Origin of the sequence: Bradyrhizobium sacchari, assembly GCF_002068095.1 — a bacterium.
Lineage (GTDB): Bacteria > Pseudomonadota > Alphaproteobacteria > Rhizobiales > Xanthobacteraceae > Bradyrhizobium > Bradyrhizobium sacchari.
This window is the reverse complement of the sequence record NZ_LWIG01000001.1, coordinates 827,703-854,432: the sequence shown is the minus strand read 5'-3', so window position 1 is coordinate 854,432 and position 26,730 is coordinate 827,703. Positions and strand designations below refer to the sequence as shown.

The window sequence follows — 26,730 nt, the reverse complement described above, 5'->3', positions numbered from 1 at the left end:
TCAAAGGCACGCCATCTAAAACGATTCGCGCGCCCCTGAAGCGTATCACGGCACCAGCTTGTAGCCACCGGCTTCCGTGACCAGGATCTCGGGGTTGGCCGCGTCCTTCTCGATCTTCTGGCGGAGGCGGTAAATATGGGTCTCCAGCGTATGGGTGGTGACACCGGAATTGTAGCCCCAGACCTCCTGGAGCAGGGTCTCGCGCGACACCGGCATCTGGCCGGCGCGGTAGAGGAAGCGGAGGATCGCGGTTTCCTTCTCGGTGAGCCGCACCTTGCGCGCATTGGCCGCGGTCAGCATCTTCGAGCCTGGGCGGAAGGAGTAGGGGCCGACCGAGAACACCGCGTCCTCGCTGGCCTCGTGCTGGCGAAGCTGGGCGCGGATGCGAGCCAGCAGCACGGCGAAGCGGAACGGCTTTGCGACATAGTCGTTGGCGCCGGATTCCAGGCCCAAAATCGTATCGGAATCGGTGTCGTGCCCGGTCAGCATGATGATCGGTGCCTTGAAGCCGCCCTTGCGCAGCGAGCGGACAACTTCGCGGCCATCGGTGTCGGGCAGGCCGACATCCATCAGAACGAGATCGGGGGAATTGGCCTTTGCGGCGCTCGCGCCCTTGGCGCCGGTATCGACAGCGGAGGCTTCGAATTCTTCGTGCAGCGATAATTGCTCCACCAACGTATCGCGCAGATCGGTATCGTCATCCACGATCAGGATCTTGCGGGCATTGGCCATGGGGTATCATCCTTTTGGAGTCCGGCTCGGCGCGCATGCATGCCGCGCCCAGCCGCGAGGGGAAGTTTAGGGGGTCGCCGTTATTATTGTTGTTCGTGTTGAAGTAGTGGGCTGTTACCGATTCTCAAGCCAGAACCACTCTAACCCAGAATAGCAGGGCGCTTTGATGAATGTCCTGTAATGAATTCGACATCGCACGTGCACATGAAAAATAACGTCGTTTCAGCTACTTACACCAGAAATCGGAGCTCCGGACCGCTCTCGGCGATCCGCGTTAAGCCTGCTGCCGGCAATCCCCGCCGGGGCTGGCTGACAGCCGGACAGCTGACGATACCGGTGGCGCTGGGGCGGGGCGGCATCCTCGCCAACAAGCGCGAGGGCGACGGCGGTACTCCGAGAGGCAGTTTCCGTCCCAGGCGCCTGTGGTGGCGCGGCGACCGGCACAGCCGTCCGCAGACTTTCCTGCCGGCGCGGATCATCACCGGCGCGGACGCCTGGTGCGAGGATCCCCGGGATCGTCACTACAACCAGGGAATCCGGCTCGGCGAGGGGCAGGGCGGTGACCGGCTCAAGCGCGCCGATCATCTCTATGATTTCATCATCGAGATCGACCACAACACGCGGCCGCGCATCGCCGGCCGCGGCAGCGCCGTGTTCCTGCATCTGGCCCGCGACAATTTCGGCCCGACCGCAGGCTGCGTCTCCATGACCAAATCCGCGATGCTGCAATTGCTGCGGCGGCTGGGACCAAGAACAAGAATCATCATCGGGTGAGGGCACATGCTCGAGAAAGATCAGATCGCCGCCGCATCGCGCGTTCTCTTTCAACATTGGCGCGACGGCACCAAGCTCGAGGCGCTGGAGGCGAACTTGCGGCCGCAGAGCCGCGCGGAGGGTTATGCGGTTCAGGCGGGCCTCGAAACGCTGTCGCGTGGACAATTGTTCGGCTGGAAGATCGCGGCCACGAGCGTATCCGGACAGAAGCACATCAATGTCACGGGACCGCTGGCCGGGCGCATCATGAGCGACACCGTGATCGCCGATGGCGGCACCGCGTCGATGAAGGGCAACGCGATGCGCGTCGGCGAGCCGGAATTCGCCTTCCGCATGGGCCGCGATCTGCCGCCGCGCGCGGTGCCATACACGGTCGACGAGGTTCTGGCCGCCGTTGGCAGCTTCCATCCCGCGATCGAGATTCCCGATTCGCGCTTTGTCGATTTCGCCGCGGCCGGTGAAGCGCAGCTGATCGCCGACAATGCCTGCGCGCATCTGTTCGTGCTGGGCGCGGCAACATCCGCGGACTGGCGCGCGATGGATCTCGTCGAGGAGCGGCCGCAGATCACGTTGCGCGGTGAGCGCCATGTCGGCCACGGCAAGAACGTGCTCGGCGATCCCCGCGTTGCGCTCGCCTGGCTCGCCAACGAGCTGCGCGGGCTTGGCCTCACCTTGCGGGCAGGGGAGGTGGTGACGACAGGCACGTGTCATCCGCCGCTGCCGATCCAGGCGGCGGATCATTTCGCGGCGGATTTTGGCGTCCTGGGCAAGGTGTCGGTGGGGTTTGCGTAGGCGCGGCGCACACCGCTGTCATCGCGAGCCCATCTCTCTCCACCCGTCATTGCGAGCGCAGCGAAGCAATCCAGGGTCCTTCCGCGGAAAGATTCTGGATTGCTTCGCTCCGCTCGCAATGACGAATTCGAGAGCGGTGGCCAGGCACGCTCTCCGCTTACGGCAATTACCGATGCCCGAAGATCGCGCTGCCCACGCGGACATGGGTGGCGCCCAGCATGATCGCGGTCGCGAAATCCGCGCTCATGCCCATCGAGAGATTCTTCAGGCCGTTGCGCTGCGCGATCTTGGCGGTCAGCGCGAAATGCGCGGCCGGCGGCTCGTCCACCGGCGGGATGCACATCAGCCCGGAGATGGTCAGCCCATAGGTGTCGCGGCAGCTTGCGAGGAAGGCATCGGCCTCGCCGGGCGCCACGCCGGCCTTCTGCGGCTCCTCGCCGGTGTTGATCTGGACGAATAGCTCGGGACGCTTTTTCTGGGATTCGATTTCCTTGGCTAACGCCTGGCAAATGCTCGGACGGTCAACCGAATGGATGGCATCGAACAGCGCGACCGCCTCTTTCGCCTTGTTGGACTGCAGCGGCCCGATCAGGTGCAGCGCGATGTCGGGGTAAACAGAGGTTAACGCCGGCCACTTGCCTTTGGCCTCCTGCACCCGATTCTCGCCAAATACGCGCTGTCCGGCGGCGATAACCGGGGTAATTGCGCCGGCGTCGAACGTCTTGGACACCGCGATCAGCGTGACGGAGTTGCGATCACGCCGCGCATCCCTGCAGGCGCGTGCAATTTCGGCTTCGACCGCGGCGAGTGCGTTTGGTGAATCGCCGGTTACCGGCGCGGCGCTTTTATCTGTCATGACGTTGGATCGGCTGTGATCGTGACGGAGGTAAGTCCAATTTTACCGAGTTCAAGAAAGAGTTTTTGAACCCTTCGCTTTACCTTAGCCCGCGGGTGGGCAGCGAAGATGGCAAACGTCAGTTTCAACCGCAAACGAGCGAAACTCAAGCGGGTTCTCGGAATCCGGGCGCGGCTTGCGTTGCTCGCCGTCATTCTGGTTGCGCCCCTGATGCTCGAGCGCATTCGTTCGCTCGAGGATGCGCGCACGCGGCAGATCGCACAGGCTGCGGCAGAATTCACCACCGTGGCGCGGCACAGCGCCGATGCGCAGCGCGAGGTGATCTCGTCGGTCGAGACCATCCTGAAATCGGAAGCCTTCATCCGCGCCTCCGCCGGCGGCATCAGCAAGAGCTGCGACGTGCTGCGCGCGAGCCTGCCCTCGAACCTTCCCTGGATCCGCACGCTTCTGATCGCCGGCCAGGACGGACGCATCCAGTGCGCCACCAACAACATGTATGTCGGCCTCGATCTCAGTGACCGGCCCTACTTCCAGCAGGCGCAGGAAACCGGCCGTTTCGTGCTGAGCGATTTCATCCTGTCGCGGCCGGTGCCGTCCCCGACCGTCATGGCCGTCTATCCGGTGTCGGCATTCAGCGGCGTCGCGGATGCCGTCGTGCTCGCCACCGTCAACCTCGACTGGATGTCGAAGGTCATGAACAATCTCGGCGGCCGCGCCGGCATCACCGCGGTGCTGGTCGACAGCGCCGGCACCGTGCTGGCGGCTCCTGCCGACCAGTCCAGCGCGGTCGGCCATCCGCTCGACAACATGCCGCTGATGTCCGCGATCGCCGACAAGGCGCTGCGGTCGAACCAGGACGAAGGCTCGCTGTCCTTCCTCGCCGCCGACGGCTCCCGCCGCGCGGTCAGCTACATCCGCATCGCCGGCACCAATGCCCGCCTGATCGCCAGCATCGACGAGGACAAGGTGTCCGCGGCGGTGAACCGCGACATCCGCACCGCCTATCTCCAGCTCGCTTTCGTCGTCGTGTTCGTCCTGCTCGGCGCACTCATCGCCGCCGAGAAACTCGTGATCAAGCCGATCGAGATGCTCGCCGACATGGCCAAGCGTCTCGGCGAGGGTGATCTCTCGGCGCGCGCGGCGCGTAACCGGCTGCCGGCCGAGTTCGTGCCGCTGGCCCGCGCCTTCAACGCGATGGCCGCGCAACTGAGCCAGCGCGAGCGCGAGCTGATCGCGAGCAACGACCGCCTGACCGTGATGGCCTCGATCGACATGCTGTCGGGCCTCGCCAACCGCCGCGGCTTCCAGAGCCGGCTCGATTTCGAATGGATGCGCGCGCAGCAATATGGCAGCGACCTCGCGCTGCTGATGATCGACGTCGACCATTTCAAGCTGTTCAACGACACCTACGGCCATCTCGAAGGCGATTCCTGCCTGACGCGGCTCGGCGAATCGCTCTCCGGCATCGCCGCCGACACGATGGGCTTTGCCGCGCGCTATGGCGGCGAGGAATTCTGCCTGCTGTTGCCGAACACCGACGTGAACCGCGCCGTCGAGATCGGCGAACAGGCGCGCGCGGCGGTGCTGAAGCTGTGCCTGCCGCACATCACCTCCGCCCACATGATCGTCACCGTCTCGATCGGCGTCGCCGCGACCAAGCCCAACGAGACCTTGCGTCCCGGTGATCTCATCGAAGCTGCAGACGCTGCGCTCTATGCCGCCAAGCACCGCGGCCGCAACAACGTCGTCGAGCACGGCGTGCAGGCGATCGAGACCAGCGCGGCTGACATCATGATGGCGGCGAGCGCCTAACCTGCGCGAATAACCTCCGCCGCTATTTCCACCTCTCCCCGGAAGCGGGGTGACGGAGCACACCGTCGCCTCACTCGCTATCCGGCGGCCCCCGCGCGATCGAGCTCGATCTCGGTCACCACGCGATTGCGGCCGCCGCCCTTGGCGAGGTAGAGCGCGCGGTCGCAGCGCTCGATGAGATCGGAGATGGCTTCACCGGAACGATACTGCGCCACGCCGATCGAGACGCTGATGGAGGGCAAGGTCTCACCGGTCGAGCGGCGGGTGATGGTGCATTCGGCGATCGCGCGCCTGATGCGCTCGGCAAGCTCGGCACAGGTGGCGAGATCGGCGCCCGGCAGCACCGCGATCAGCTCCTCGCCGCCATAGCGCGCCGGCAGATCCTGCGCGCGAACCTTCTCGCGCAACACCCTGGCCATCAGCCGCAGCACCTGGTCGCCGACGCCATGGCCGAAGCTGTCGTTGAAGGTCTTGAAGTGGTCGATGTCGAGCAACAGCACGCTGAGCGGCTCGCCCCAATCCGCCGTGACTTGCGCCTTGCGCAGGAATTCGTCCAGTGCCCGCCGGTTGGCGAGGCCCGTCAGCGTGTCGGTCCGCGCGCGCTCCTCGGATTTGGAGAGCGAATCCCGGATCACGTCGAGCTCGCGGGCCTTTTCGGCAAATCCCGCTTCCAGCCGCGTCGCCCTCGTGGCCGCGCGGGCCAGCTCGTTCATGAGCTGGGCGACCAGCGCCTTCGGGTCGAGGCCGGATTTGCCCTGGTCGGCGACCTCGCTGATCGCCTGCATCTGCGAATGGTTGTCGGCGATCGCGGTCGCCAGAAACTCCTTGGCCGCACCCATCACGGCGTGCAGCCGCTCGGAGGTGTCGACGACAGCGGCACTCACCTGGGGCGCGATATAGGTCTCGAACAGGTTCTGATTGGTCCGGGCATCGAACGGACGATTGTGGTCGATCAGAAGGTCGATGGCGTTGCGCAAGTCATCGTGGCTGCCTGCGAAATACTGGAACCAGACGGCAAAATTGATCGGCGTCGGCGCGATCTGCTGCTCGGCCATGCTCCGCATCGCCCGTCCGGCGATGGACGCGGCATAATCGTAGTCGGGATCGTCGAAGCTGGCGTCCATTGGAAGTATTTTTGGGTCCCTGGCCAGCCGCAACCTCGCATCGACCCCTTAATCACACCCCAACAGCGACCTAGGTAGTTATGCGGAGCGGCCCGGCAGGTTCCTGCCCCCCGCGGCAACCCATTGACCCCCCGACGACTTCTATGGCCTAGTCCGCCGTCTTTAGACGGCCGAACCCAAGAAAAACCAACGATTCCATGACCTCCGAACGCTACAACGCCCGCGATTCCGAACCGCGCTGGCAAGCTGCCTGGGACCAGCAGGCGATCTTCGTCTCCAAGAACGACGATCCGCGGCCGAAATACTATGTGCTGGAGATGTTCCCCTACCCGTCCGGGCGCATCCATATCGGCCATGTCCGCAACTATACGCTCGGCGACGTGCTGGCCCGCTTCATGCGCGCCAAGGGGTTCAACGTGCTGCATCCGATGGGCTGGGACGCGTTCGGCCTGCCGGCCGAGAATGCCGCCATCGAGCGCAAGGTCGCGCCCAAGGCCTGGACCTACGACAACATTGCCGCGATGAAGAAGCAGCTCCGCTCGATCGGGCTGTCGCTGGACTGGTCCCGGGAGATCGCGACCTGCGATCCCTCCTACTACAAGCACCAACAGAAGATGTTCCTGGACTTCCTGCGCGCTGGCCTTGCCGAGCGCGAGAAGCGCAAGGTGAACTGGGACCCCGTCGACATGACCGTGCTCGCCAACGAGCAGGTGATCGACGGCCGCGGCTGGCGTTCGGGCGCTGTGGTCGAACAGCGCGAGATGAACCAGTGGGTCTTCAAGATCACGAAGTACTCGCAGGAGCTGCTGTCGGCGCTGGACGGCCTGGACCGCTGGCCCGACAAGGTCAGGCTGATGCAGCGCAACTGGATCGGCCGCTCGGAGGGCCTGCTGGTCCGCTTCGCGCTGGATCAGGCGACGACGCCGGCCGGCGAGAGCGAGCTGAGGATTTTCACGACGCGTCCGGACACGCTGTTCGGCGCGAAGTTCATGGCGATCTCGGCCGATCATCCGCTGGCGCAGGCAGCGAGCGCCAAGAACCCTGAGCTTGCGGAGTTCATCGCCGAGATCAAGAAGATCGGCACGGCGCAGGAGATCATCGACACCGCGGAGAAGCAGGGTTTCGACACCGGCATCCGCGCGCTGCATCCGTTCGACCCGAGCTGGACGCTGCCGGTCTATGTCGCCAATTTCGTGCTGATGGAATACGGCACCGGCGCCATCTTCGGCTGCCCCGCACACGACCAGCGCGACCTCGACTTCGTCAACAAGTACAATCTCGGCAACACGCCCGTGGTGTGTCCGGAAGGACAGGACCCGAAGACATTCGTCATCACCGACACCGCCTATGACGGTGACGGCCGCATGATCAATTCGCGCTTCCTCGACGGCATGACCATCGATCAGGCCAAGGAAGAGGTCGCGAAGCGTCTCGAGGGCGAAATGCGCGGCAACGCGCCGGTCGGCGAGCGGCAGGTGAATTTCCGCCTGCGCGACTGGGGGATTTCGCGCCAGCGCTATTGGGGCTGCCCGATTCCCGTCATCCACTGCCCGAAGTGCGACGTGGTGCCGGTGCCGGATGCGGACCTGCCCGTAAAGCTGCCGGATGATGCGACTTTCGACAAACCGGGCAACGCGCTCGATCATCACCCGACCTGGAAGCACGTCACCTGCCCGCAATGCGGCGGCAAGGCGCAACGCGAAACCGACACCATGGACACCTTCGTGGATTCGTCCTGGTACTTCGCGCGCTTCACCGATCCCTGGAACGAAAATTCGCCGACGACGCCTGCCGTCGCCAACCGCATGCTGCCGGTCGACCAGTATATCGGCGGCGTCGAGCACGCGATCCTGCATCTGCTCTACAGCCGCTTCTTCACCCGGGCCATGAAGGCGACCGGGCACGTTGCGCTGGACGAGCCGTTCGCCGGTATGTTCACGCAAGGCATGGTGGTGCATGAGACCTACCAGAAGGCCGACGGCACCTATGTGCAGCCGGCCGAGGTGAAGATCGAGGTTGGCGGCAACGGCCGCCGCGCGACGCTGCTGTCGTCGGGCGAGGACGTCCAGATCGGCCCCATCGAGAAGATGTCGAAGTCGAAGAAGAACACGGTCGACCCCGACGACATCATCGAGACTTACGGCGCCGACGTCGCCCGCTGGTTCATGCTGTCGGACTCCCCGCCCGACCGCGACGTGATCTGGAGCGACGAGCGCGTCCAGGGCGCCTCGCGCTTCGTGCAGCGGCTGTGGCGGCTGGTGAACGATTCCGTCGAACTCGGCAAGGCCGCGCCGGCGGCCCGGCCCGCCAGCTTCGGCCCGGATGCGACCACCCTGCGCAAGGCCGCCCATGGCGCGCTGGACAAGGTCACCACCGGGATCGAGCGGCTGCACTTCAACGTCTGCCTCGCCCATATCCGCGAATTCGCCAACGCCTTCTCGGAAGTGCTCCAGCGCTCCGGCCAGCCGACCCCCGACCTCGCTCCAGATTTGGCTTGGGCGATCCGCGAGGCCGGCCAGATCCTGGTCCAGCTGTTCTCTCCGATGATGCCGCACCTCGCTGAGGAGTGCTGGCAGGTCCTGGGCCAGACCGGGCTGGTTTCGGAGGCCGATTGGCCCCAAATCGAACGCGATTTGCTGGCTGAAGACAGCGTGACCCTGGTGGTCCAGGTCAACGGCAAGAAGCGGGGTGAGGTCACAGTTGCAACAGCGGCCCAGAATCCGGAAATCGAGGCTGCCGTTTTGGCCCTCGATGCGGTAAAGCTGGCCCTGGACGGCAAGCCCGTCCGCAAGGTGATCATCGTCCCCAAGAGGATCGTGAATGTTGTCGGCTAGGATCCGCATCGCAGCCCGCCTGCTGGCAGTCGCCGCACTGGCGGCGCTGACGGCCGGCTGCTTCCAGCCGATGTATGCCGACCGCGGCGACGGCACCCCAGGCCTGCGCGAGAAGCTGATGGGGGTCGAGCTGCCCCCGGTCGACAAGCCGAACGCCTCGCGCGAGGCCCGCGTCGGCGTCGAGGTCCGCAATGCCCTCGCCTTCAAGCTGTACGGCACGGCCACCGGCATGCCGCCGACCCACCGCCTGGTGATCCGCTTCAACTCCAGCCGCTCGTCCCTGATCGTCGATCCCAACACGGGTCTGCCGAGCAGCGAGAATTACGGTATCGACTGCCAGTACAATCTGATCGAGATCGTCAGCGGCAAGTCGGTCATGACCGGCACCACCTTCTCGCGCGTGTCCTACGACATGCCCGGCTCATACCAGCGCTTCTCGCGCAACCGCGCCGTTCGCGATGCCGAGGATCGTGCCGCCAACGAGATCGCCGACAACATCAATACCCGGCTCGCCGCGTTCTTCACTGCGGGCACGTAGTTCATTCCCGTCATTCCGGGCACGCGGAGCGTGAACCCGGAATCTCGATCCCCAACCTCTGGACTCCCAGGTGCGCAATTGCGCACCGTAGTTCGCCTCTGACGAGGCCCCCGGAATGACGATCTAGCTCAATGGTCGCGCTGCGCGGAAAAGAGATCGACGCCTTCCTCGCCCGCCCCGATGCGGGCCGGCCGATCATCCTGCTCTACGGTCCCGATGCCGGCCTCGTGCGTGAACGCGCCGACGCGCTGATCGCCTCGGCGGTCGATGATCCCAACGATCCGTTCTCTCTGGTGAAGCTCGACGGCGACGAGCTCGCCGCCGAGCCGTCGCGGCTCGTCGACGAAGCCATGACGGTGCCGCTGTTCGGCGGCCGCCGCGCCATCCGCGTTCGCGCCGGCTCGCGCAGCTTCGCCGGCGGCATCGACACGCTGGCCGAGATGAGCGTGAAGGATTGCCGCATCGTGATCGAAGCCGGCGAGCTGCGCCCGGAATCGCCGCTGCGCAAGGCCTGCGAGAAGGCCAAGACGGCGGTCGCAATCGCCTGCTATCCCGACACCGAGCGCGACCTCGCCAAGCTGATGGAGGACGAACTCCGCGTCGCAAACTTGCGCATCGCGCAGGATGCCCGCGCGGCGCTGATGTCGTTTCTCGGCGGCGACCGCCAGGCCTCGCGCAACGAGCTGCGCAAGCTGACGCTCTATGCGCATGGCAAAGGCGAGATCACGCTGGAGGACGTGATGTCCGTGGTCGCCGACGCCTCGGAACTGAAGCTCGATCCGATCGTCGACGGCGCCTTCGCCGGCCGGCCCGACATCGTCGAGACCGAATTTGCAAAAGCCATGATCGCCGGCACCTATCCCGGCGTGATCATCTCGGCTGCACAGCGCCAGGCCGCGTGGCTGCACAAATCCGCACTCGCGATCGCGGACGGCCAGCCTGCCTCCGCCGTGCTGGACGGCGGCTATCCGCGCCTGCATTTTTCACGAAAGCCGATGGTCGAAACCGCGCTGCGCAATTTCAGCGTGGCGCGGCTCGCCGCCATCATCGAGCAGCTCGCCACCGCCGCGCTCGACACTCGCAAGCAGTCGACGCTCGCCGCTGCCATCGCCCAGCGCACGCTGATGGCGATCGCCGCGAATGCGAAGCGGCGGGGCTGAGTCGCTCCACGTCATTGCGGGCAAAACTCTCTCCACGCGTCATTGCGAGCACAGCGAAGCAATCCAGCGTCTTTCCGCAGATGCATTTCTGGATTGCTTCGCTGCGCTCGCAATGACGATGTGGATACAGACGCGCGCCACATCCCCAGCCGTCGTCCCGGCGAAGGCCGGGACCCATAACCACAGGGAGAAGTTTGGCGAAGATTCGTGGTTCGGTACTGCGACCTTCCGCGATCGAGAGATCACGCGGTATGGGTCCTGGCTTTCGCCAGGACGACACCGTGAGAGTTACAGCCCGCCCTTGGCGAGCCGCTTCATGACCTCGTCGAGCTGATCGAGGTTGCGGTAGTTGATCTGGACGGAGCCGCCGGGGTCGCGGTGATTGACCGTGACCTTGAGGCCGAGCGCGTCACTGACGCGCTTCTCCAGATCGATCGTATCAGGGTCCTTTTCCTTGCCGCCGGTAGCGCGCGCCTTCTGCGGCTTGCGCTCCGGCACGCCCTCTTCATGTGCGAGTGCTTCGGCCTGGCGGACGTTGAGGCCTTCCTCGACGATGCGCTTGGCGGCGGCGAGCGGATCGGGCACGCCGATCAGCGCGCGGGCGTGACCCGCCGTCAATTCCCCGCTGGCGATTAAGGCCTGCACCTCGGCCGGCAGCTTGGTCAGCCGCATCATGTTGGCGACATGGCTGCGGCTCTTGCCGACGACTTTTGCGATGTCGTCCTGGCTGCGTTTGAACTCGTTGGCGAGCGCGTGATAGCCCTGCGCCTCTTCCATCGGGTTGAGGTCCTCGCGCTGCACGTTCTCGACGATCGCGAATTCCAGCGCGTCGCTGTCGCTGATGTCGACCGGGACGATCGGCACCTCGTGCAGACCGGCCATCTGCGAGGCGCGCCAGCGCCGTTCGCCGGCGATGATCTCATAGCGGTCCTGCGCGCCCTTCATGGGGCGCACCACGATCGGCTGGATCACGCCGTGCTGCTTGATGGAGTCGGAGAGCTCCTTGAGCTCGGTGTCCGAAAACGTGCGGCGCGGATTGCGCGGATTGGCCTTGATGAACTCGATCGGCACCTTGCGCTGCGCGCGTGGACGATCGACATGCTGGGCCTCGCCGCCGACGTCGCCGATCAGACTTGCAAGACCCCGGCCCAGTCGCGAACGCGCTTCGTCGGCCATTGCCAACTCCCTTGGATTCAACTCGAACGCTCCTGCTACTCTGTTCCCGTCATTCCGGGGCGCGCGCACGCGAACCCGGAATCTCGACGTAGTTCAATTTCAAATCTCGGGATTCCGGATCAATCCGCGTGCCGCGAATTGCCCGGAATGACATCATCAGGATTCAATGCGTCGTACGCAGCTCGCGCTCGCGCTGGATCACTTCGGTGGCGAGGCGCAAGTAAGCTTCGCTGCCGACGCATTTGAGATCGTAGACCAGCACCGGCTTGCCGTAGGACGGCGCCTCCGAGATGCGCACGTTGCGCGGGATCATGGTCTTGTAGACCTTCTCGCCCATGAACTGGCGGACGTCGGCGACGACCTGGTTCGAGAGGTTGTTGCGCGAATCGAACATGGTCAGCACGATGCCGTGGATCGACAAATTCGGGTTCAGCGTCGAGCGCACCTGCTCCACCGTCTGCAGCAATTGCGACAGACCTTCGAGCGCGAAGAACTCGCATTGCAGCGGCACCAGGATCGCGTCCGACGCCGCCATCGCGTTGACCGTGAGCAGGTTGAGCGACGGCGGGCAGTCGATCAGCACATAGGTGTAGTCGGCATCCGGCGAGACGTTGTTGTTGAGCGCGCCGATCGCGTCGCGCAGCTTGAAGGCGCGGCCGGGGGTGGTGCCGAGTTCGAGCTCGAGGCCGGAGAGATCCATGGTCGAGGGTGCGATGTGCAGCCGCGGCACCGCGGTCGAGACGACCGCTTCGCGCAGAGGCGCTTCACCGATCAGCACGTCATAAGTCGAGCAGGAGCGATTGCGGCGATCGATGCCGAGGCCGGTCGAGGCGTTGCCCTGCGGATCGAGATCGACGATGAGGACGCGCTCGCCAATCGCGGCGAGCGCCGTGCCGAGGTTGATCGCTGTGGTTGTTTTTCCCACGCCGCCCTTCTGATTCGCCAGCGCCAGGATGCGCGGATGGCCCGGCGGGACTTCAGCAGTCTGTTCTTGCTGCGGCTCGTCAATCACGGTCATCGAAATTCCCCAATCAACCCCTGAACGCCTCACCCGCGCCGTTCAACTGATGTCAGCTCGACGACCCAACCGTCGCCGGTGCGGCTTTGATGGAGCTGCGGCCGAATATTCCAATATTTAGCGGCTTCGGTCAATTCAGCCTCTACATCTTGACCCTTGAGAAACAACGCTTTTGCACCTTGGCGCATCAGCGGCTCCGCAAAGCCGATAAGTTGATGTAGCGGAGCCAGCGCACGCGCGGTGACGCAATCGACGGGGCCGGTGATTCTATCCACATTATCCCCGATCTCAGCGAGATGTACGACTCCCGGAGATGTGGTGACGCGAATCGCTTCACGCAGGAAGGCCGCCTTCTTGGCGATTCGCTCGACGAGATGGACGCTGGCGCCCGGCCTCCCAGCCATGGCGCAGGCGAGCACGACGCCAGGAAAGCCGCCGCCGCTGCCGAGGTCGGCCCAGCGCCGTGCGGTCGACGCGAGATCGACGAGCTGGAGCGAATCGGCGATGTGCCGGGTCCAGAGGTTTGGCAGGGTCGAGGGCGCGACCAGATTGGTCTTGGCCTGCCACTCCCGCAGCAGCGCGATGTAGCGATCGAGCCGGTCCTCGGTTTCACGTGAAACGGGCGCGAGCTTCAGCGCCTCGCGTTTGTCGGCGGCGATGATGGAGTCGAGTGCCTGATCGTTGGCACTGGCCTTGTCGATCTTCCGTCGGGCCGGCGCCGGTTCGGATCGACGACCCGCGCCCCCCGCTCCGGGTCGTCGCGATAGCGGCCTGTCCCCGCCCGGTCCGCGCTGTTTCACGTGAAACGCCTATGCGATTGCCTTGGAAGTCTTTCGAGCCTCTCGGCGCAGATAGGCCGCGAGGATGCCGAGCGCCGCGGGCGTCATGCCGTCGATGCGGCCGGCCTGGCCGACGGTGAACGGCCGTGCCTTCTCCAGCTTGGCACGAACTTCGTTGGAGAGACCTGGGACGAGGCTATAGTCCACATCCGACAGCACCATCCCCTCATCGCGCCGGAAGGCTTCGACGTCGGCGCTCTGGCGCTCCAGGTAGACGTCGTATTTGGCGTCGATCTCGAGATGGGTGGCGATGACCGGATCGATGCTGGACAGCTCCGGCCAGATCGCGCGGACCTGGCTCCAGCCGATCTCCGGATAGGCCATCAGCTCGAAGGCCGAGCGGCGCTGGCCGTCCCGGTTCAGGGACAGCCCGCGCTTGATCGCTTCATTCGGAGTGATGGTCAGCGACTTCGACAGCGTCCGGGCGGCGTTCAGGGCGTCCATCTTGGCGCGGTGATGCCGGGCGCGGGCGCTGCCGACGCATCCGAGCGCAATGCCCTTCTCGCTCAGGCGCTGGTCGGCATTGTCCGCCCGCAGCGTCAGCCGGTACTCGGCCCTGGAGGTGAACATCCGATAGGGCTCACTGATGCCGCGGGTGACGAGGTCGTCGATCATCACGCCGAGATAGCCATCGGCACGATCAAACACCGTCAGAGCGGCTCCACTGGCGGAGAGTGCAGCGTTCAGGCCCGCCACGATACCCTGCCCGGCGGCTTCTTCATATCCAGTGGTGCCATTGATCTGTCCGGCGAGGAAGAGACCACGAAGGCGCTTGGTCTGCAGGGTCGGATCGAGCTCGCGGGGATCGATGTGGTCGTATTCGATGGCGTAGCCCGGCCGTACCATCTTCACCCGCTCCAGCCCGGGAATGCTGGCGAGGATCGCGAGCTGGACCTCCTCCGGCAGCGAGGTGGAGATGCCATTGGGATAGACGGTGCTGTCGTCGAGCCCCTCCGGCTCCAGGAAGATCTGGTGGCCGTCGCGGTCGCCGAAGCGGACGATCTTGTCCTCGATCGACGGGCAATAGCGGGGACCGGAGCTCTTGATCTGGCCAGAGTACATCGGGGAGCGATGGACATTGGCCCGGATCACCTCATGGGTCGCGGACGTGGTCCGGGTGATGCCGCACTGAATCTGTGGGGTCGTGATGCGCTCGGTCATGACCGAAAACGGCTCCGGCGGCTCGTCTCCAGGCTGCATCTCGACCGCGGACCAGTCGATCGTGGTGCCGTCCAGACGCGGCGGCGTGCCGGTCTTGAGCCGTCCGAGGGTGAAGCCGGCCCGCTCGAAGGCGCTGGAAAGGCCCATTGCGGGCGCCTCTCCAACCCGTCCCGCGGGCCAGTTCTGCTCACCGAGATGGATCAGACCGCGTAGGAAGGTGCCGGTGGTGACGACAACGGCCCCTGCCCGTAGCTCCCGGCCGTCGGCCAGACGCAGTCCGGTGACCCTGCCATCGACGACGATCAGCTCATCGGCCTCGCCTTCGATCACGGAGAGACCGTCGGTCTGGCGGATCGCCGCCTGCATCGCCGCCGCATAGAGTTTTCGGTCCGCCTGGGCTCGGGGACCGCGCACAGCGGGACCCTTGCGGCGGTTGAGAACGCGAAACTGGATGCCGCCGGCATCGCCCACACGTCCCATCAGACCGTCGAGCGCGTCGACTTCGCGGACCAGATGACCCTTGCCGAGGCCACCGATGGCGGGATTGCAGGACATCGCGCCGACCGTCGAGAAACGGTGCGTCACCAGAGCGGTCACAGCACCCATCCGGGCAGCGGCGGCCGCGGCTTCACAGCCGGCGTGGCCGCCGCCAATCACGATGACGTCGAAACTCTCTCGCTCTGTTCGCATGAGCCGACTTCTATCCCAGAGCGGAAAAAGCCGGAAGTAGAAACTGGGTTAGGCGGCGTTTCACGTGAAACAGGCGGCCGAGAGCGCGATGCATTTCGCGAAAACAACCCCATGCACAGTAGAACCGGCGTTGAAGACGCAGGTGTTTCACGTGAAACGAAATGGGAGGGAACAGGAAGGGATACCTGCCGAACTCGACGCTGCTTTCAACGCGGTAGAGCGGGGCCAATAGCAACGGCCCCTCCTCCGTCATTGCGAGCGAAGCGAAGCAATCCAGAATCCCTCGCAGAGGCAGCCTGGATTGCTTCGTCGCAAGGGCTCCTCGCAATGACGAGGCGCGGCCGCCGGCCTCAATCCTTACTCCTGTGAAGCGATGCTGGATACCCAGCGGGCGGCCGAGACAGGTTGGCAGGCGCCGTGGGAGTTTCACGTGAAACAACGAGAGCTCATAGCGGGACGCGCCGGAATCATTCCAGGCGCTGTTTCACGCGAAACGCAAGGAATGGAACAAGGCCTAGTTCTACATTGAAGAACTAGCTCTACTTTCCGATGCAGAATTTCTGGAATATGGCCCCGAGGACGTCTTCGACATCCACCCGGCCCAACAGCCGGCCCAGGGCATAGGCGGCCGCACGTAGCTCTTCGGCGGCCAGCTCTTCGCCCTCTTCTACAAGGTCCAGACTCCGGCGCAAGCTGTCTGCGGCCTGGCGCAACAAATCGCGCTGCCGGGTCCGGGTCACCAGGGCGCCCTCGGTCGTCCCGAAGAAACTGGCGGCGAAGGCCACGAGGGCATCGACCAGCTCAGGGATGCCGTCGCCGCGGCTGGCCGAGATCCCGAACTCGCCTGCCGGCCCCGCTCCCCCAGGCCCGGCAAGGTCGATCTTGTTGCGCACGATCCAGACCGAGCTGCCGGATCGATCGCCTCCGTCGCCGGACGTCCACAGCGACGATCTTCCGTCCGGGTCAACGGCGCTCCCGCCCTCCACCAGCCACAGCACGAGATCGGCGTCCTCGGCTCGCGCGCGCGCGCGGCGCACGCCTTCCTGCTCGACCGGGTCATCGGTCTCGCGAATGCCGGCGGTGTCGATGACAGTGACCGGATAGCCGTCGAGATCGAGCTGCACCTCGATCACGTCACGCGTCGTGCCGGCATGCGGCGAGACGATCGCGACCTCGCGGCGCGCGAGCTGATTCATCAGCGTCGACTTGCCGACATTCGGCTCGCCCGCGATCGCAACCACGAGGCCGTCGCGCAGGCGTTCGGAATGTCCCTGTGCCACAAGGACTTTCACGATTTCGTTGTGAAGCGCCTCGATCGCCTTCACCGCCGGCGCCCGCAGCTCCGCCGGCACGTCACCCTCATCGGAAAAATCGATGCCGGCCTCGATCAGCGCCGAGGCCGCGATGATGCGCTCACGCCAGTCGCGCGCGCGGTCGCCGAGCAGGCCCTGCAACTGGCGCAGCGCCTGGCGACGCTGCCGGTCGGTGTCGGCGTGTATGAGATCGTCGAGACCCTCGGCCTCGGTGAGGTCGAGCTTGCCGTTCTCAAAGGCGCGCCGGGTGAATTCGCCGGGCTCCGCCGCGCGCGTATTCGGAATAAAAGAAATAGCGGCGAGGACGGCCGACAGCACCGCGCGGCCGCCATGGACGTGAAATTCGGCAATGTCCTCGCCGGTCGCACTGCCCGGCCCTGGAAACCAGAGCACGACCGCATCGTCGATCGGCTGGCCGGAGCCGTCCCGGAGCAGCCTGCGGCTCGCCTGCCGCGGCGCCGGCAGTCTGCCCGCGAGCGTCGTCAGCGCCAAGCCGGCCTGCGTGCCCGACACGCGCACCACTGCAATCGCGCTGGGGGCCCGGCCGGATGACAGCGCAAAAATGGTCTGGTCTCGCGGATGCATGGCCTATTTGTGCGGCTGCCAGTGAAAAGGCAAATATCCGTTTTCACGCCGCGCGGCGGATGGATTTTGCTGCAGCAAATCTTGCAGCAAGTCACTTATTGCATTGCAATATATATCAGCATTCGTGCTGCAGGAATGGCCCTTCGGCAAAGAGTTCGGCCAAGCCGAATTCCATTATTAGTTTGATACATCAACACGTTAGTGGAGTAGAGCAACCAACCTGCGCGGCGCCATTCGTGCTGCGAAATCGCTGCAGCAAAGCTGCGCAACAAAAAGGGCGCCCGAAGGCGCCCTCTGATCCCTTGCTGCACTGCACTCAGGTGTTCATGGAGTCGAAGAACTCCGAATTGCTCTTGGTCGAGCGCAGCTTGTCGAGCAGGAAGTCGATCGCGTCCATCGTGCCCATCGGATTGAGGATGCGGCGGAGCACGTACATCTTCTTGAGCACCTGCGGATCGGTGATGAGCTCCTCCTTGCGAGTGCCGGAGCGCGAGATGTCGATCGCCGGGAAGGTGCGTTTGTCCGAGACCTTGCGGTCGAGGATCAGCTCCGAGTTACCGGTGCCCTTGAACTCTTCGAAGATGACTTCGTCCATGCGGCTGCCGGTATCGACCAGCGCGGTCGCGATGATGGTCAGCGAGCCGCCCTCCTCGATGTTGCGGGCGGCACCGAAGAAGCGCTTCGGGCGTTGCAGCGCGTTGGCGTCCACACCGCCGGTCAGCACCTTGCCCGATGACGGCACCACGGTGTTGTAGGCGCGGCCGAGGCGGGTGATCGAATCGAGCAGGATCACGACGTCGCGGCCGTGCTCGACCAGGCGCTTGGCCTTCTCGATCACCATCTCGGCGACCTGGACGTGGCGCACCGCCGGCTCGTCGAAGGTCGAAGACACGACCTCGCCCTTCACCGAGCGCTGCATGTCGGTGACTTCTTCTGGACGCTCGTCGATCAAGAGCACGATCAGATAGCATTCGGGATGATTGTGCGTGATCGAATGCGCGATGTTCTGCATCAGCACGGTCTTACCCGTGCGCGGCGGCGCCACGATCAGCGCACGCTGGCCCTTGCCGATCGGGGCGACGATGTCGATCACGCGTGCAGACAAGTCTTTCCGCGTCGGATCGTCGATTTCCATGCGGAAACGCTGATTCGGAAACAGCGGCGTGAGATTGTCGAAATTGACCTTGTGCTTGGCCTTTTCCGGGTCCTCGAAATTGAGCGTGTTGACCTTCAGCAGCGCGAAATAGCGTTCGCCCTCTTTCGGGCTGCGGATGTGGCCTTCGATGGTGTCGCCGGTGCGCAGGCCGAAACGGCGGATCTGCGAGGGCGAAACGTAGATGTCATCAGGGCCCGGCAGATAATTGGCATCGGGCGAGCGGAGGAAGCCGAAACCGTCGGAGAGCACCTCGACGACGCCTTCGCCGACGATGTCGGTCTCGGCGAGCGACAGCTGCTTGAGGATTGCGAACAGCAGCTCCTGCTTGCGCATGGTGCTGGCATTCTCGACCCCGTTCTCTTCCGCGAACGAGACCAGCTCGGCCGGGGTCTTCGACTTGAGGTCCTGGAGTTTAATTTCCCGCATTGGGGTGGTCCTGTGGGGTAACCTTAGGGAGGGGGTGCGAGGAGGCTCTGAAATGCGGACGTGAGAAGATTAGGTCCGCAGGTCTGGCAAGGAGAGTGCCGGTGAGGCTTCAAACCTGATGCGGTGTCCGGCCTCTGGAAAGCTCAGACACAACCACATCCGCCTGCGTTGGGTGGGATATCGATAATATAGAAAATCGCTCCCGGCTCCGCAAGCCGAAGCGCTGAGCGATTCCGCGCGGGGCCTGCCTAGAACGGCTTCACGATCACCATGACGACGATGAGAATCATCAGGACGGTCGGCACCTCATTGATAATCCGATAGAATTTCTGGCTCCGCGGACGCCGGTCGGCAGCGAAGTCCTTCAGCCAGCGCGAAAAAAAGCCGTGGACCGCCGACAGCGCCAGGACCAGTGCCAGTTTTACGTGCAGCCAGCCGAACGAGAACCAATGGCCGGACCAGGCGAGAAACAGGCCGGCGAGCCAGGTCACGATCATGGCGGGATTGATGATCGCCTTGAACAGCCGGCGCTCCATGACCTTGAACGTCTCCGACTGTTTCGAGCCGATCTCGGCGTCGCAGTGATAGACGAACAGCCGCGGCAGATAGAGCATGCCCGCCATCCAGGAGATGACGGCGATCACATGCAGCGCCTTGATCCAGAGATAGACGTCTTCGAACATTTTCGCGGCCCGGATTGCTGCCCCGCGAAAGGGGCTGGGGATAGTAAGAACTCGTTAAGGTCTCACCCTGCACACATATCCGTCCGTATTGCCTTCCTCAAATCTAGAATCTTAGATTCTTAAGGTTTGAGTCTGAGTGACCGTGGATTGGACTCACGCAATTCCGTCCGCCAGTTCGCGCACGCTTGTTCACATCCATCAACATATCCTGCGCTGGCTGGGCCGGTTCCGATAAGCCGTCCGGACTCAAAGGCTTGCGTGCGCCTGTCGGCAGCTTATCAAGGTGGTTGTCCGCGCAATCCCGCTTCCCGCATCGTGAGGCGTTGGACTTGTTCTGGCGGGCAGCGGTGTGAAGAAAATTGGCACTTGTCCCGTCCCTGGTGTCGCGCAACCCTTTCCGAGGGGTTAAGCTCCACAGAAATCCACAAACCGCCCCGCCCTCATCCCAAGAGTTTTTGTGCCGACCTCGAACAATTATTTCCATCTTCACCTGGTCTCCGACTCCACCGGCGAGACGCTGATCACCGTCGCACGCGCGGTCGCCGCGCAATATGCGAACGTGACGCCGGTCGAGCATGTCTATCCCTTGGTGCGGAGCCAGAAGCAGCTCGACCGGGTGCTCGACGAGATCGAGGAAGCGCCGGGGATCGTGCTGTTCACGCTGCTCGAGAAGGACCTCGTCGCCAGGCTCGAGGACAAGTGCAAGCAGATCAATGTTCCGAGCCTCTCGATCATCGGGCCGGTGATGCAGCTGTTCGAGGCTTATCTTGGCGCTGCGACCACGGGCCGCGTCGGCGCCCAGCACGTGCTCAACGCGGAATATTTCAAGCGCATCGACGCACTTAACTACACGATGATCCATGACGACGGTCAGCATGTCGAAGGTCTCGACGACGCCGACGTGGTTCTGGTCGGTGTGTCCCGCACCTCGAAGACGCCGACATCGATCTATCTCGCCAATCGCGGCATCCGCACCGCCAACGTGCCGCTGGTGCCCGGCATTCCCGTGCCGGCCCAACTGGAGACGCTGACGCGGCCGCTGGTGGTGAGCCTGCATGCGACGCCGGAACGCCTGATCCAGATCCGCCAGAACCGCCTGCTCTCGATGGGCGCCGAATCCGGCAGCGACACCTATACCGACAAGCAGTCGGTGACCGAGGAGGTCGCGTTCGCCCGCAAGCTGAGCGCCAAGCATGACTGGCCGCTGCTGGACGTCACGCGGCGCTCGATCGAGGAAACCGCCGCGGCGATCATGAAGCTCTACAGCGATCGCCAGCGCAACCGGCCGCCGGAATAGTCTCCACAATGGCTCTGTGGCGCGGCACATCTCCGCTGGTTCTGGCCTCGCAAAGCAGTGCGCGAAAAATGCTGCTGGCCAATGCCGGGCTCGCATTCGAGGCGGTCACGGCTGATATCGACGAGCGCGGCATCCAGGCGAGTTCCAATCTCAGCGATCCGCGCGAGATCGCGCTGCTCCTGGCCCGCGAAAAGGCCAAGGCGGTCTCCGCCGATCGTCCCGGAAGTTACGTGATCGGCGCCGATCAGACGCTGGCGCTCGGGAGCCGTCTCTTCAACAAGCCCACCGGCCGCGCACAGGCGCTGGCGCAGCTGCGCGATCTCGCCGGCAACAGCCACGAGCTGAATTCCGCCGTGGCCGTGGCCCGTGACGGCACGATCGTTTTCGAGGACGTCTCGGTGGCGCGCATGACCATGCGGCCGATGAGCGAAGCCGAGCTTCCGGCCTATCTCGACGCCGCCGGCGATGCCGTGACCAGAAGCGTCGGGGCCTACCAGCTCGAGGGCCTCGGCATCCATCTGTTCGAGCGCATCGAGGGCGACCACTTCACCATTCTCGGCCTGCCGCTATTGCCGCTGCTTGCGTTTCTGCGGAGCCAGCAGCTAATTGCGGTGTAGATGCGAGAGAAGGCTGGGCGCTGATGCGGATCCTGGGACTGACCGGCTCGATCGGGATGGGCAAATCCACCACCGCGAAATTGTTCGCGGAGGCCGGCGTGCCCGTCTACGACGCGGATGCCGCCGTGCATCAGCTCTATGAGGGCGAAGCCGCACCGGCGATCGAGGCCGCCTTCCCCGGTACTACCGTCAACGGCAAGGTGGACCGAACAAAACTGTCGGCGCGCGTGGTGCACGATCCCGCCGCGATCAAGCAGCTCGAGCAGATCGTCCACCCGATGCTCGGCGCATCCCGGCAGAAGTTCTTCGCCGATGCGGAGGCCGCCAAGGCGCCGGTCGTGGTGCTGGACATCCCGCTGCTGTTCGAAACCGGCGGCGAGAAGCGGGTCGATGCCGTCGTCGTCGTCTCGACCTCGCCGGAACTGCAGCGCGAGCGGGTGCTGGCGCGCGGCACGATGGACGCGGCGAAGCTCGATGCCATCATCGCCAAGCAGACGCCGGATGCCGAGAAGCGCAGCCGCGCCGATTTCGTGGTGGATACCTCGCACGGACTTGAACCGGTGCGCGCCCAAATCGCGCACATCCTGGCCGAGGTCGTTAAGATGCCGCAGCGGCGGGCCTGATTCGCCGCTTCTAAACGGCATCCCAAAATCATGCGCGAAATCGTTCTCGATACCGAAACCACCGGCCTCGATCCGCTCCGCGGCGATCGATTGGTCGAAATCGGCTGCGTCGAGATTTTCAACCGCATGCCGACGGGACAGACCTATCACGTCTATATCAACCCCGAACGGGACATGCCGGCGGAAGCCTTCGCCGTGCACGGGCTGTCGGCCGAGTTTCTCTCGACCAAGCCGCTGTTCCACGAAGTCGTCGATGCGTTTCTGGAGTTCATCGGCGATGCGCCGCTGGTGATCCACAACGCCTCGTTCGACATCAGCTTCATCAATGCCGAGCTCGACCGGATCAAGCGTCCCGCAGTGCCGCGCGAGCGGCTGGTCGATACGCTGCTGCTGGCGCGGCGCAAGCATCCCGGCGTGTCCAACCGGCTCGACGATCTCTGTTCGCGCTATGCGATCGACAATTCACACCGCACCAAGCACGGCGCTCTGCTCGACGCAGAACTGCTTGCGGAAGTCTATGTCGATCTGGTGGGAGCGCGGCAGTCGCAATTGCTGCTGGCTTCGGAGCGCGAAGAAATTCGCGTCAATTCCGCCGGCGATGCGCCGCGGCGGCAGCGGTCAGTGCCGCTCGCGCCGCGGGTTTCGGATGCCGAGCGGGAGGCCCATCGCGCCTTCATCGCAACGATGGGCGAAAAGGCGATCTGGAACGAGTATCTCGCCGCTCCAGTCGCTCCTCCGGCCGGTTAAGCCTGGCCGGTCTGGCCACCCTGGGCGGCCATCTGCCGTTCCATGTTCTGGCGATAGAGACCGACGAAATCGACGGGGTCCAGCATCAGCGGGGGGAACCCGCCGTCGCGCACGGCGGTGGCAATGATCTCGCGGGCGAAGGGGAACAGCAGGCGCGGGCACTCGATCATGACCAGCGGGTGCAGGTTCTCCTTGGGCACGTTGACGATCCGGAACACGCCGGCATAGGCGAGCTCGAACGAGAACATGACCTTGCCGGCGGTCTCGGCCTTGCCCTCGACCGACAGGGTCACCTCGAACTCTTGCTCGCTGAGGTTATTGGCGCCGACATTGATCTGGATGTTGATCTGGGGCGGCTGGCCCTGCTGCTGGAGCGAGCTCGGCGCATTCGGATTTTCGAACGACAGGTCCTTGGTATATTGCGCCAGAACGTTGAGCTGGGGAGCCTGGGCCGCCTCGGGAGGGGTGCCGTTACCGTTGGTCATAGAAGTGTCTCCTTACCCGATTGGGGGCTGAATTTCGCGGCGGTTGGCTAACATAGGGCCGCCTCGTTCCACAAGGACGAACGGTCTCAAACGGGGAATCCAGACCGTGCCCGCAACTGTGACCCTTGGGGCGGCCTTTCGCCGAAATCGCGCCTTAAACGATTGAAGATACGCGATTTCCAGCCAGGATCGGGTTTCCCCTTAAGCATAAAACGCGCTACACTCGCCGCTGTGCCAAAAGGCGCCATTGGCCGGGCAAGATTTCGTGCCTACATCCCACGGACCAGACGCGCGGACCTAAAATGGTGATGTAGACTTGCCGTTCCCGTATGGAACGGTCTACTGGCCGGATTGATTTTCCCGGCAACGACCCCGAAGCGAAGACCCAGAGCAAAGACCAGAAAGCGAATACGACGTGGACATCTACACCATCATCTTCCTGGCGCTGGCGGTCTTTATCTTCCTGAGGCTGCGCAGCGTGCTGGGGCAGCGCACGGGCAACGAACGGCCGCCGTTCGATCACACGGCCGCCCGCAATGCGCTGGGGGGTGCACAGGACAAGAACGTCGTGACCATGCCGGGCAAGGTGATCGACCAGGCCCCGCTGGCGCCGACGGCAGAGCCGGCCGCGCTCAGCGACCGCTGGAAGGGTCTGACTGAACCGGGCACGGCACTCGCCCAGGGTCTCGATGCCATCGTCGAGAGAGACTCCACCTTCGATCCGCGCCATTTCATCTCGGGTGCCCGCGGCGCCTATGAGATGATCGTGCTGGCCTTCGCCAATGGCGATCGCCGCGCGCTGCGCGATCTCTTGTCGTCGGAGGTCTATGAAAGCTTCGACGCCGCGATCAAGGAGCGCGAGAAGAACGAGCAGAAGACCGAGACGCGCTTCGTCTCGATCGACAAGGCCGAACTCGTCGGTGCCGAGTTGCGCGACCGGACCGCACAGCTCACCGTGCGCTTCGTCTCGCAGATGATCTCGGCCACCCGCGACAAGGCCGGCAACATCGTCGACGGCAGCGCCGACACGGTTGCCGACATCACCGATATCTGGACTTTCGCCCGCGACACCACCTCTCGCGATCCGAACTGGAAGCTGGTTGGCACCGGAAGCGCGAATTAAACTCTTCCTGAAGAACAGCGCGACGGCGTTCTGCGCGGGTGCCGTCGTGCTGTCGACGTTTTCGCTCGGCGCCGAGGCGGCGCGGCGGCACTATCGCAGCCATCATCACCACGCGCCGCAATTGGCAGCCGCCCCGCCGCGGGCCTTGCCCTATCCGCAGCTCCCGCTGCCGTTCGAGATCTCAGGCGCGCAATATCTGCCGCTGGCCTGGACTGATGTGAAGGGCTGGGGCGACGACAATCATCTCGCCGCCTACAGGACGTTTCGCGCCAGCTGCAAGTCGATCAGCGCACAGACCGGCGCGCCCGAGCCGAAAGCGCTGGGGGCATCGCTAAGCGAGCCCTGTCGTGTCGCCAAATCGCTCGAGCTCAGCGACGACGCCAAGGCAAAGACCTTCTTCGAGGAGAATTTCGCAGCCCTGCGTATCTCCCGCTTAGGAGAGCCAGATGGTTTCGTCACCGGCTATTACGAACCGGTGCTGGAGGGATCGCGCACGCAGACCGACGTCTTCAATGTCCCGGTCTATCGCCGGCCCTCGAACCTGTTCGTGCGCGGCTACAAGCAGGACGCCGTCAGCCTGCCCAACAAGGGCCCGGTCTACCGCAAGATCGGCCGCCGCAAGCTGGTGCCCTATTACGACCGCGGCGAGATCGAGGACGGCAAGATCGCCGGCCGTGGTCTCGAGATCGCCTGGCTGAAGGACCCGACCGATCTGTTGTTCGCGCAGATCCAGGGCTCGGCGCGGATCAAGTTCGACGACGGCACCATGCTCCGGCTCAATTACGACGCCTATAACGGCTATCCCTACACGGCGGTGGGACGCATCCTGATCGAGCGCGGCATCATTCCGAAGGAAGAGATGTCGATGCAGAAGATCAGGGAGTGGATGGCGCAGAATCCTGATGGCGCCAAGGAGCTGCGCCGCCAGAACCGCGCCTACATCTTCTTCCGCGAGGTCAACCTCTCCGACAAGGACGAGGCGGTGGGCGCGCAAGGCATTCCGCTGACCGCGGGACGCTCGATCGCGGTCGACAAATCGCTGCATGTCTATGGCACACCGTTCTTCATCGAGGGCGAGCTGCCGATCGAGTCCGAACGCTCCAAGACGCCGTTCCATCGCCTGATGATCGCGCAGGACACCGGCTCGGCGATTATTGGACCTGCGCGCGCCGATCTCTATTTCGGTGCTGGTGCGGATGCAGGCCGCGTCTCCGGCCGGCTGCGCCATCCCATGCACTTTGTCATGCTGGTGCCGAAGAGCCTCGATCCTGCGACGCGTGCCGCACGGCTGCCGGTACCGGATCCGCGTCCCTCGGAGAAAATCGCGAAACTGTTTCCGCAGACTGATCCCGCCAAGACGGGCACGCCTGCTGCCGCCACGCCGCAAGCCAAGAACGAAACGGTTGCCATCGCCGGCCCCGTCCCGCTACCGGTGCCGCGTCCCGCGATCGAGCCTGCCCCCGAGCCGCGGCGGCCCGTGAAGAATCGTCCCCATCGGCAGCAATGAAGCGATCGTCCCGTCCGCCCGTGCTGGAGCCTCGCCCCTCGCCGCGCCGCCGCGCGCTGAGCGAGGAAGAGCGCGTGCTGTGGGATACGGTCGCAAAGCAGGTCAAGCCGCTCAGGAAGCATCGCGTGGCCAAGGCGCCTGCCGCGCCGCCTGCCGGGCCATCGCCCGTGGCACCCCAGGCGACTCGGATTTCGCCAGCGGCAAGGCCGGTTGCTGCAGCACCGGGGCCGCGCATGGCCAAGCCGTCTGTTCCGCCTTTGGCGCCGCTCGGCAAGCGCGAGCGCACGAAACTGTCGCGCGGCCGCAGCGAGATCGAGGCGCGGCTCGACCTGCACGGCATGACCCAGATGCGCGCCCACCGCGCGTTGACCGGCTTCCTGCACCGCGCCCATCACGACGGCCTGACCTTCGTGCTCGTCATCACCGGCAAGGGACGCAGCGGCGGCGAAAGCGGCGTTCTCCGCCGCCAGGTGCCGGAATGGCTGAGCCTGCCGGAATTCCGCGCGTTCGTGGTGGGCTTCGAGACCGCCCATATCGGCCATGGCGGCGAGGGCGCGCTGTACGTGCGGATCAGGCGGGCGAGGGTTTAGCGAGTTCGATCCGGAAAAGTTGGTACCGGTTTTCCGATCGGATCATGCACAGCTAAAACGGCCGAACGATTC

24 protein-coding genes are annotated in these 26,730 nt (G+C 64.4%); 13 read left to right on the top strand and 11 right to left on the bottom strand.

Annotation, left to right across the window (positions count from 1 at the left end; genetic code table 11):
* Window positions 1–45: 45 nt before the first annotated feature.
* On the bottom strand, window positions 46–732 hold the full coding sequence (locus tag A5906_RS03945; protein WP_008142830.1) for a response regulator transcription factor: 687 nt from the start codon (window positions 730–732) through the stop codon (window positions 46–48).
* A gap of 204 nt (window positions 733–936) precedes the next feature.
* Between A5906_RS03945 and A5906_RS03940 the strand changes: the two genes are divergently transcribed.
* Window positions 937–1,506 (top strand): L,D-transpeptidase family protein, encoded by a 570-nt coding sequence (locus A5906_RS03940; RefSeq protein ID WP_080133892.1) that lies wholly within the window; start codon window positions 937–939, stop codon window positions 1,504–1,506.
* Window positions 1,507–1,512: 6 nt separating this feature from the next.
* Complete coding sequence (locus A5906_RS03935; RefSeq protein ID WP_080133891.1) at window positions 1,513–2,298, top strand: 2-keto-4-pentenoate hydratase; 786 nt, start codon at window positions 1,513–1,515, stop codon at window positions 2,296–2,298.
* A 166-nt stretch (window positions 2,299–2,464) separates the two neighbouring features.
* On the opposite strand, the gene A5906_RS03930 is transcribed toward A5906_RS03935, so the two are convergent.
* Window positions 2,465–3,154: a YggS family pyridoxal phosphate-dependent enzyme gene (locus tag A5906_RS03930; protein ID WP_080133890.1), complete on the bottom strand. Its 690-nt coding sequence runs from the start codon at window positions 3,152–3,154 to the stop codon at window positions 2,465–2,467.
* A 108-nt stretch (window positions 3,155–3,262) separates the two neighbouring features.
* On the opposite strand from A5906_RS03930, the gene A5906_RS03925 reads away from it, so the two are divergent.
* A complete protein-coding gene (locus A5906_RS03925) occupies window positions 3,263–4,966 on the top strand; it encodes a diguanylate cyclase domain-containing protein (protein WP_080133889.1) in 1,704 nt (567 codons plus the stop codon).
* Window positions 4,967–5,043: 77 nt separating this feature from the next.
* Here A5906_RS03925 and A5906_RS03920 read toward each other — a convergent pair whose 3' ends face one another.
* Window positions 5,044–6,090: a GGDEF domain-containing protein gene (locus A5906_RS03920; protein ID WP_186465146.1), complete on the bottom strand. Its 1,047-nt coding sequence runs from the start codon at window positions 6,088–6,090 to the stop codon at window positions 5,044–5,046.
* 197 nt (window positions 6,091–6,287) lie between these two features.
* Here A5906_RS03920 and leuS point away from each other — a divergent pair, with 197 nt between their 5' ends.
* From leuS to holA, 3 genes are all read left to right on the top strand, one after another.
* Window positions 6,288–8,924, top strand: coding sequence for a leucine--tRNA ligase (gene leuS, locus A5906_RS03915; protein ID WP_080133888.1), 2,637 nt, complete (start codon window positions 6,288–6,290; stop codon window positions 8,922–8,924).
* Complete coding sequence (lptE, locus tag A5906_RS03910; protein WP_080133887.1) at window positions 8,911–9,462, top strand: LPS assembly lipoprotein LptE; 552 nt, start codon at window positions 8,911–8,913, stop codon at window positions 9,460–9,462. Before leuS ends, lptE begins: the two co-directional genes overlap by 14 nt.
* A 131-nt stretch (window positions 9,463–9,593) precedes the next feature.
* Entirely contained in the window at window positions 9,594–10,622 is a 1,029-nt protein-coding gene (gene holA / locus A5906_RS03905; RefSeq protein ID WP_080133886.1) for a DNA polymerase III subunit delta, read from the top strand.
* A gap of 288 nt (window positions 10,623–10,910) precedes the next feature.
* On the opposite strand, the gene A5906_RS03900 is transcribed toward holA, so the two are convergent.
* The 7 genes from A5906_RS03900 to hemJ form a co-directional block, all read right to left on the bottom strand.
* Window positions 10,911–11,798, bottom strand: a complete 888-nt coding sequence (locus A5906_RS03900; protein WP_080133885.1) for a ParB/RepB/Spo0J family partition protein — start codon at window positions 11,796–11,798, stop codon at window positions 10,911–10,913.
* A 163-nt stretch (window positions 11,799–11,961) separates the two neighbouring features.
* Complete coding sequence (locus A5906_RS03895; protein WP_080133884.1) at window positions 11,962–12,816, bottom strand: ParA family protein; 855 nt, start codon at window positions 12,814–12,816, stop codon at window positions 11,962–11,964.
* 29 nt (window positions 12,817–12,845) lie between these two features.
* Window positions 12,846–13,517: a 16S rRNA (guanine(527)-N(7))-methyltransferase RsmG gene (gene rsmG / locus A5906_RS03890; protein WP_245326587.1), complete on the bottom strand. Its 672-nt coding sequence runs from the start codon at window positions 13,515–13,517 to the stop codon at window positions 12,846–12,848.
* Between the two features lie 108 nt (window positions 13,518–13,625).
* Window positions 13,626–15,506 (bottom strand): tRNA uridine-5-carboxymethylaminomethyl(34) synthesis enzyme MnmG, encoded by a 1,881-nt coding sequence (gene mnmG, locus A5906_RS03885; RefSeq protein ID WP_080133882.1) that lies wholly within the window; start codon window positions 15,504–15,506, stop codon window positions 13,626–13,628.
* A gap of 539 nt (window positions 15,507–16,045) precedes the next feature.
* On the bottom strand, window positions 16,046–17,404 hold the full coding sequence (gene mnmE, locus A5906_RS03875) for a tRNA uridine-5-carboxymethylaminomethyl(34) synthesis GTPase MnmE (protein ID WP_080133880.1): 1,359 nt from the start codon (window positions 17,402–17,404) through the stop codon (window positions 16,046–16,048).
* A 316-nt stretch (window positions 17,405–17,720) separates the two neighbouring features.
* Window positions 17,721–18,986: a transcription termination factor Rho gene (rho, locus tag A5906_RS03870; RefSeq protein WP_011083462.1), complete on the bottom strand. Its 1,266-nt coding sequence runs from the start codon at window positions 18,984–18,986 to the stop codon at window positions 17,721–17,723.
* Between the two features lie 248 nt (window positions 18,987–19,234).
* On the bottom strand, window positions 19,235–19,669 hold the full coding sequence (gene hemJ, locus A5906_RS03865; protein WP_080133879.1) for a protoporphyrinogen oxidase HemJ: 435 nt from the start codon (window positions 19,667–19,669) through the stop codon (window positions 19,235–19,237).
* Between the two features lie 457 nt (window positions 19,670–20,126).
* Between hemJ and A5906_RS03855 the strand changes: the two genes are divergently transcribed.
* Genes A5906_RS03855 through dnaQ form a run of 4 tightly spaced genes read left to right on the top strand, consistent with a single transcriptional unit; the run spans window position 20,127 to window position 22,953 of the window.
* Window positions 20,127–20,966 carry a pyruvate, water dikinase regulatory protein gene (locus tag A5906_RS03855; protein WP_080133878.1) on the top strand — a complete coding sequence of 280 codons (840 nt, stop codon included), beginning with the start codon at window positions 20,127–20,129 and terminating at the stop codon, window positions 20,964–20,966.
* A gap of 8 nt (window positions 20,967–20,974) precedes the next feature.
* Window positions 20,975–21,583, top strand: a complete 609-nt coding sequence (locus A5906_RS03850) for a Maf family nucleotide pyrophosphatase (protein ID WP_080133877.1) — start codon at window positions 20,975–20,977, stop codon at window positions 21,581–21,583.
* Between the two features lie 23 nt (window positions 21,584–21,606).
* A complete protein-coding gene (coaE, locus tag A5906_RS03845) occupies window positions 21,607–22,206 on the top strand; it encodes a dephospho-CoA kinase (protein ID WP_080133876.1) in 600 nt (199 codons plus the stop codon).
* A 30-nt stretch (window positions 22,207–22,236) separates the two neighbouring features.
* Window positions 22,237–22,953, top strand: coding sequence for a DNA polymerase III subunit epsilon (dnaQ, locus tag A5906_RS03840; protein WP_080133875.1), 717 nt, complete (start codon window positions 22,237–22,239; stop codon window positions 22,951–22,953).
* On the opposite strand, the gene secB is transcribed toward dnaQ, so the two are convergent.
* A complete protein-coding gene (secB, locus tag A5906_RS03835; protein ID WP_063685373.1) occupies window positions 22,950–23,438 on the bottom strand; it encodes a protein-export chaperone SecB in 489 nt (162 codons plus the stop codon). The genes dnaQ and secB overlap by 4 nt on opposite strands.
* 415 nt (window positions 23,439–23,853) lie before the next feature.
* Between secB and A5906_RS03830 the strand changes: the two genes are divergently transcribed.
* From A5906_RS03830 to A5906_RS03820, 3 genes are read left to right on the top strand one after another with little or no spacing between them, the layout of a single operon-like run.
* On the top strand, window positions 23,854–24,561 hold the full coding sequence (locus A5906_RS03830; protein WP_080133874.1) for a Tim44/TimA family putative adaptor protein: 708 nt from the start codon (window positions 23,854–23,856) through the stop codon (window positions 24,559–24,561).
* Window positions 24,539–26,068 (top strand): murein transglycosylase A, encoded by a 1,530-nt coding sequence (gene mltA / locus A5906_RS03825; protein WP_080133873.1) that lies wholly within the window; start codon window positions 24,539–24,541, stop codon window positions 26,066–26,068. Before A5906_RS03830 ends, mltA begins: the two co-directional genes overlap by 23 nt.
* Window positions 26,065–26,658, top strand: a complete 594-nt coding sequence (locus tag A5906_RS03820) for a Smr/MutS family protein (RefSeq protein ID WP_080133872.1) — start codon at window positions 26,065–26,067, stop codon at window positions 26,656–26,658. Before mltA ends, A5906_RS03820 begins: the two co-directional genes overlap by 4 nt.
* The last annotated feature ends 72 nt before the right edge of the window (window positions 26,659–26,730 follow it).

Excerpts from the sequence above, each read along its gene's own strand:
- A5906_RS03935 (WP_080133891.1), top strand. The coding sequence starts at position 1,513 with ATGCTCGAGAAAGATCAGATCGCCGCCGCATCGCGCGTTCTCTTTCAA.
- hemJ (WP_080133879.1), bottom strand. The coding sequence starts at position 19,669 with ATGTTCGAAGACGTCTATCTCTGGATCAAGGCGCTGCATGTGATCGCC.
- leuS (WP_080133888.1), top strand. The coding sequence starts at position 6,288 with ATGACCTCCGAACGCTACAACGCCCGCGATTCCGAACCGCGCTGGCAA.
- A5906_RS03850 (WP_080133877.1), top strand. The coding sequence starts at position 20,975 with ATGGCTCTGTGGCGCGGCACATCTCCGCTGGTTCTGGCCTCGCAAAGC.
- A5906_RS03920 (WP_186465146.1), bottom strand. The coding sequence starts at position 6,090 with ATGGACGCCAGCTTCGACGATCCCGACTACGATTATGCCGCGTCCATC.
- mnmG (WP_080133882.1), bottom strand. The coding sequence starts at position 15,506 with ATGCGAACAGAGCGAGAGAGTTTCGACGTCATCGTGATTGGCGGCGGC.
- A5906_RS03900 (WP_080133885.1), bottom strand. The coding sequence starts at position 11,798 with ATGGCCGACGAAGCGCGTTCGCGACTGGGCCGGGGTCTTGCAAGTCTG.
- dnaQ (WP_080133875.1), top strand. The coding sequence starts at position 22,237 with ATGCGCGAAATCGTTCTCGATACCGAAACCACCGGCCTCGATCCGCTC.
- secB (WP_063685373.1), bottom strand. The coding sequence starts at position 23,438 with ATGACCAACGGTAACGGCACCCCTCCCGAGGCGGCCCAGGCTCCCCAG.
- rho (WP_011083462.1), bottom strand. The coding sequence starts at position 18,986 with ATGCGGGAAATTAAACTCCAGGACCTCAAGTCGAAGACCCCGGCCGAG.
- A5906_RS03895 (WP_080133884.1), bottom strand. The coding sequence starts at position 12,816 with ATGACCGTGATTGACGAGCCGCAGCAAGAACAGACTGCTGAAGTCCCG.
- A5906_RS03945 (WP_008142830.1), bottom strand. The coding sequence starts at position 732 with ATGGCCAATGCCCGCAAGATCCTGATCGTGGATGACGATACCGATCTG.
- A5906_RS03940 (WP_080133892.1), top strand. The coding sequence starts at position 937 with ATGAAAAATAACGTCGTTTCAGCTACTTACACCAGAAATCGGAGCTCC.
- holA (WP_080133886.1), top strand. The coding sequence starts at position 9,594 with ATGGTCGCGCTGCGCGGAAAAGAGATCGACGCCTTCCTCGCCCGCCCC.
- mnmE (WP_080133880.1), bottom strand. The coding sequence starts at position 17,404 with ATGCATCCGCGAGACCAGACCATTTTTGCGCTGTCATCCGGCCGGGCC.
- A5906_RS03820 (WP_080133872.1), top strand. The coding sequence starts at position 26,065 with ATGAAGCGATCGTCCCGTCCGCCCGTGCTGGAGCCTCGCCCCTCGCCG.
- coaE (WP_080133876.1), top strand. The coding sequence starts at position 21,607 with ATGCGGATCCTGGGACTGACCGGCTCGATCGGGATGGGCAAATCCACC.
- lptE (WP_080133887.1), top strand. The coding sequence starts at position 8,911 with ATGTTGTCGGCTAGGATCCGCATCGCAGCCCGCCTGCTGGCAGTCGCC.
- A5906_RS03930 (WP_080133890.1), bottom strand. The coding sequence starts at position 3,154 with ATGACAGATAAAAGCGCCGCGCCGGTAACCGGCGATTCACCAAACGCA.
- A5906_RS03925 (WP_080133889.1), top strand. The coding sequence starts at position 3,263 with ATGGCAAACGTCAGTTTCAACCGCAAACGAGCGAAACTCAAGCGGGTT.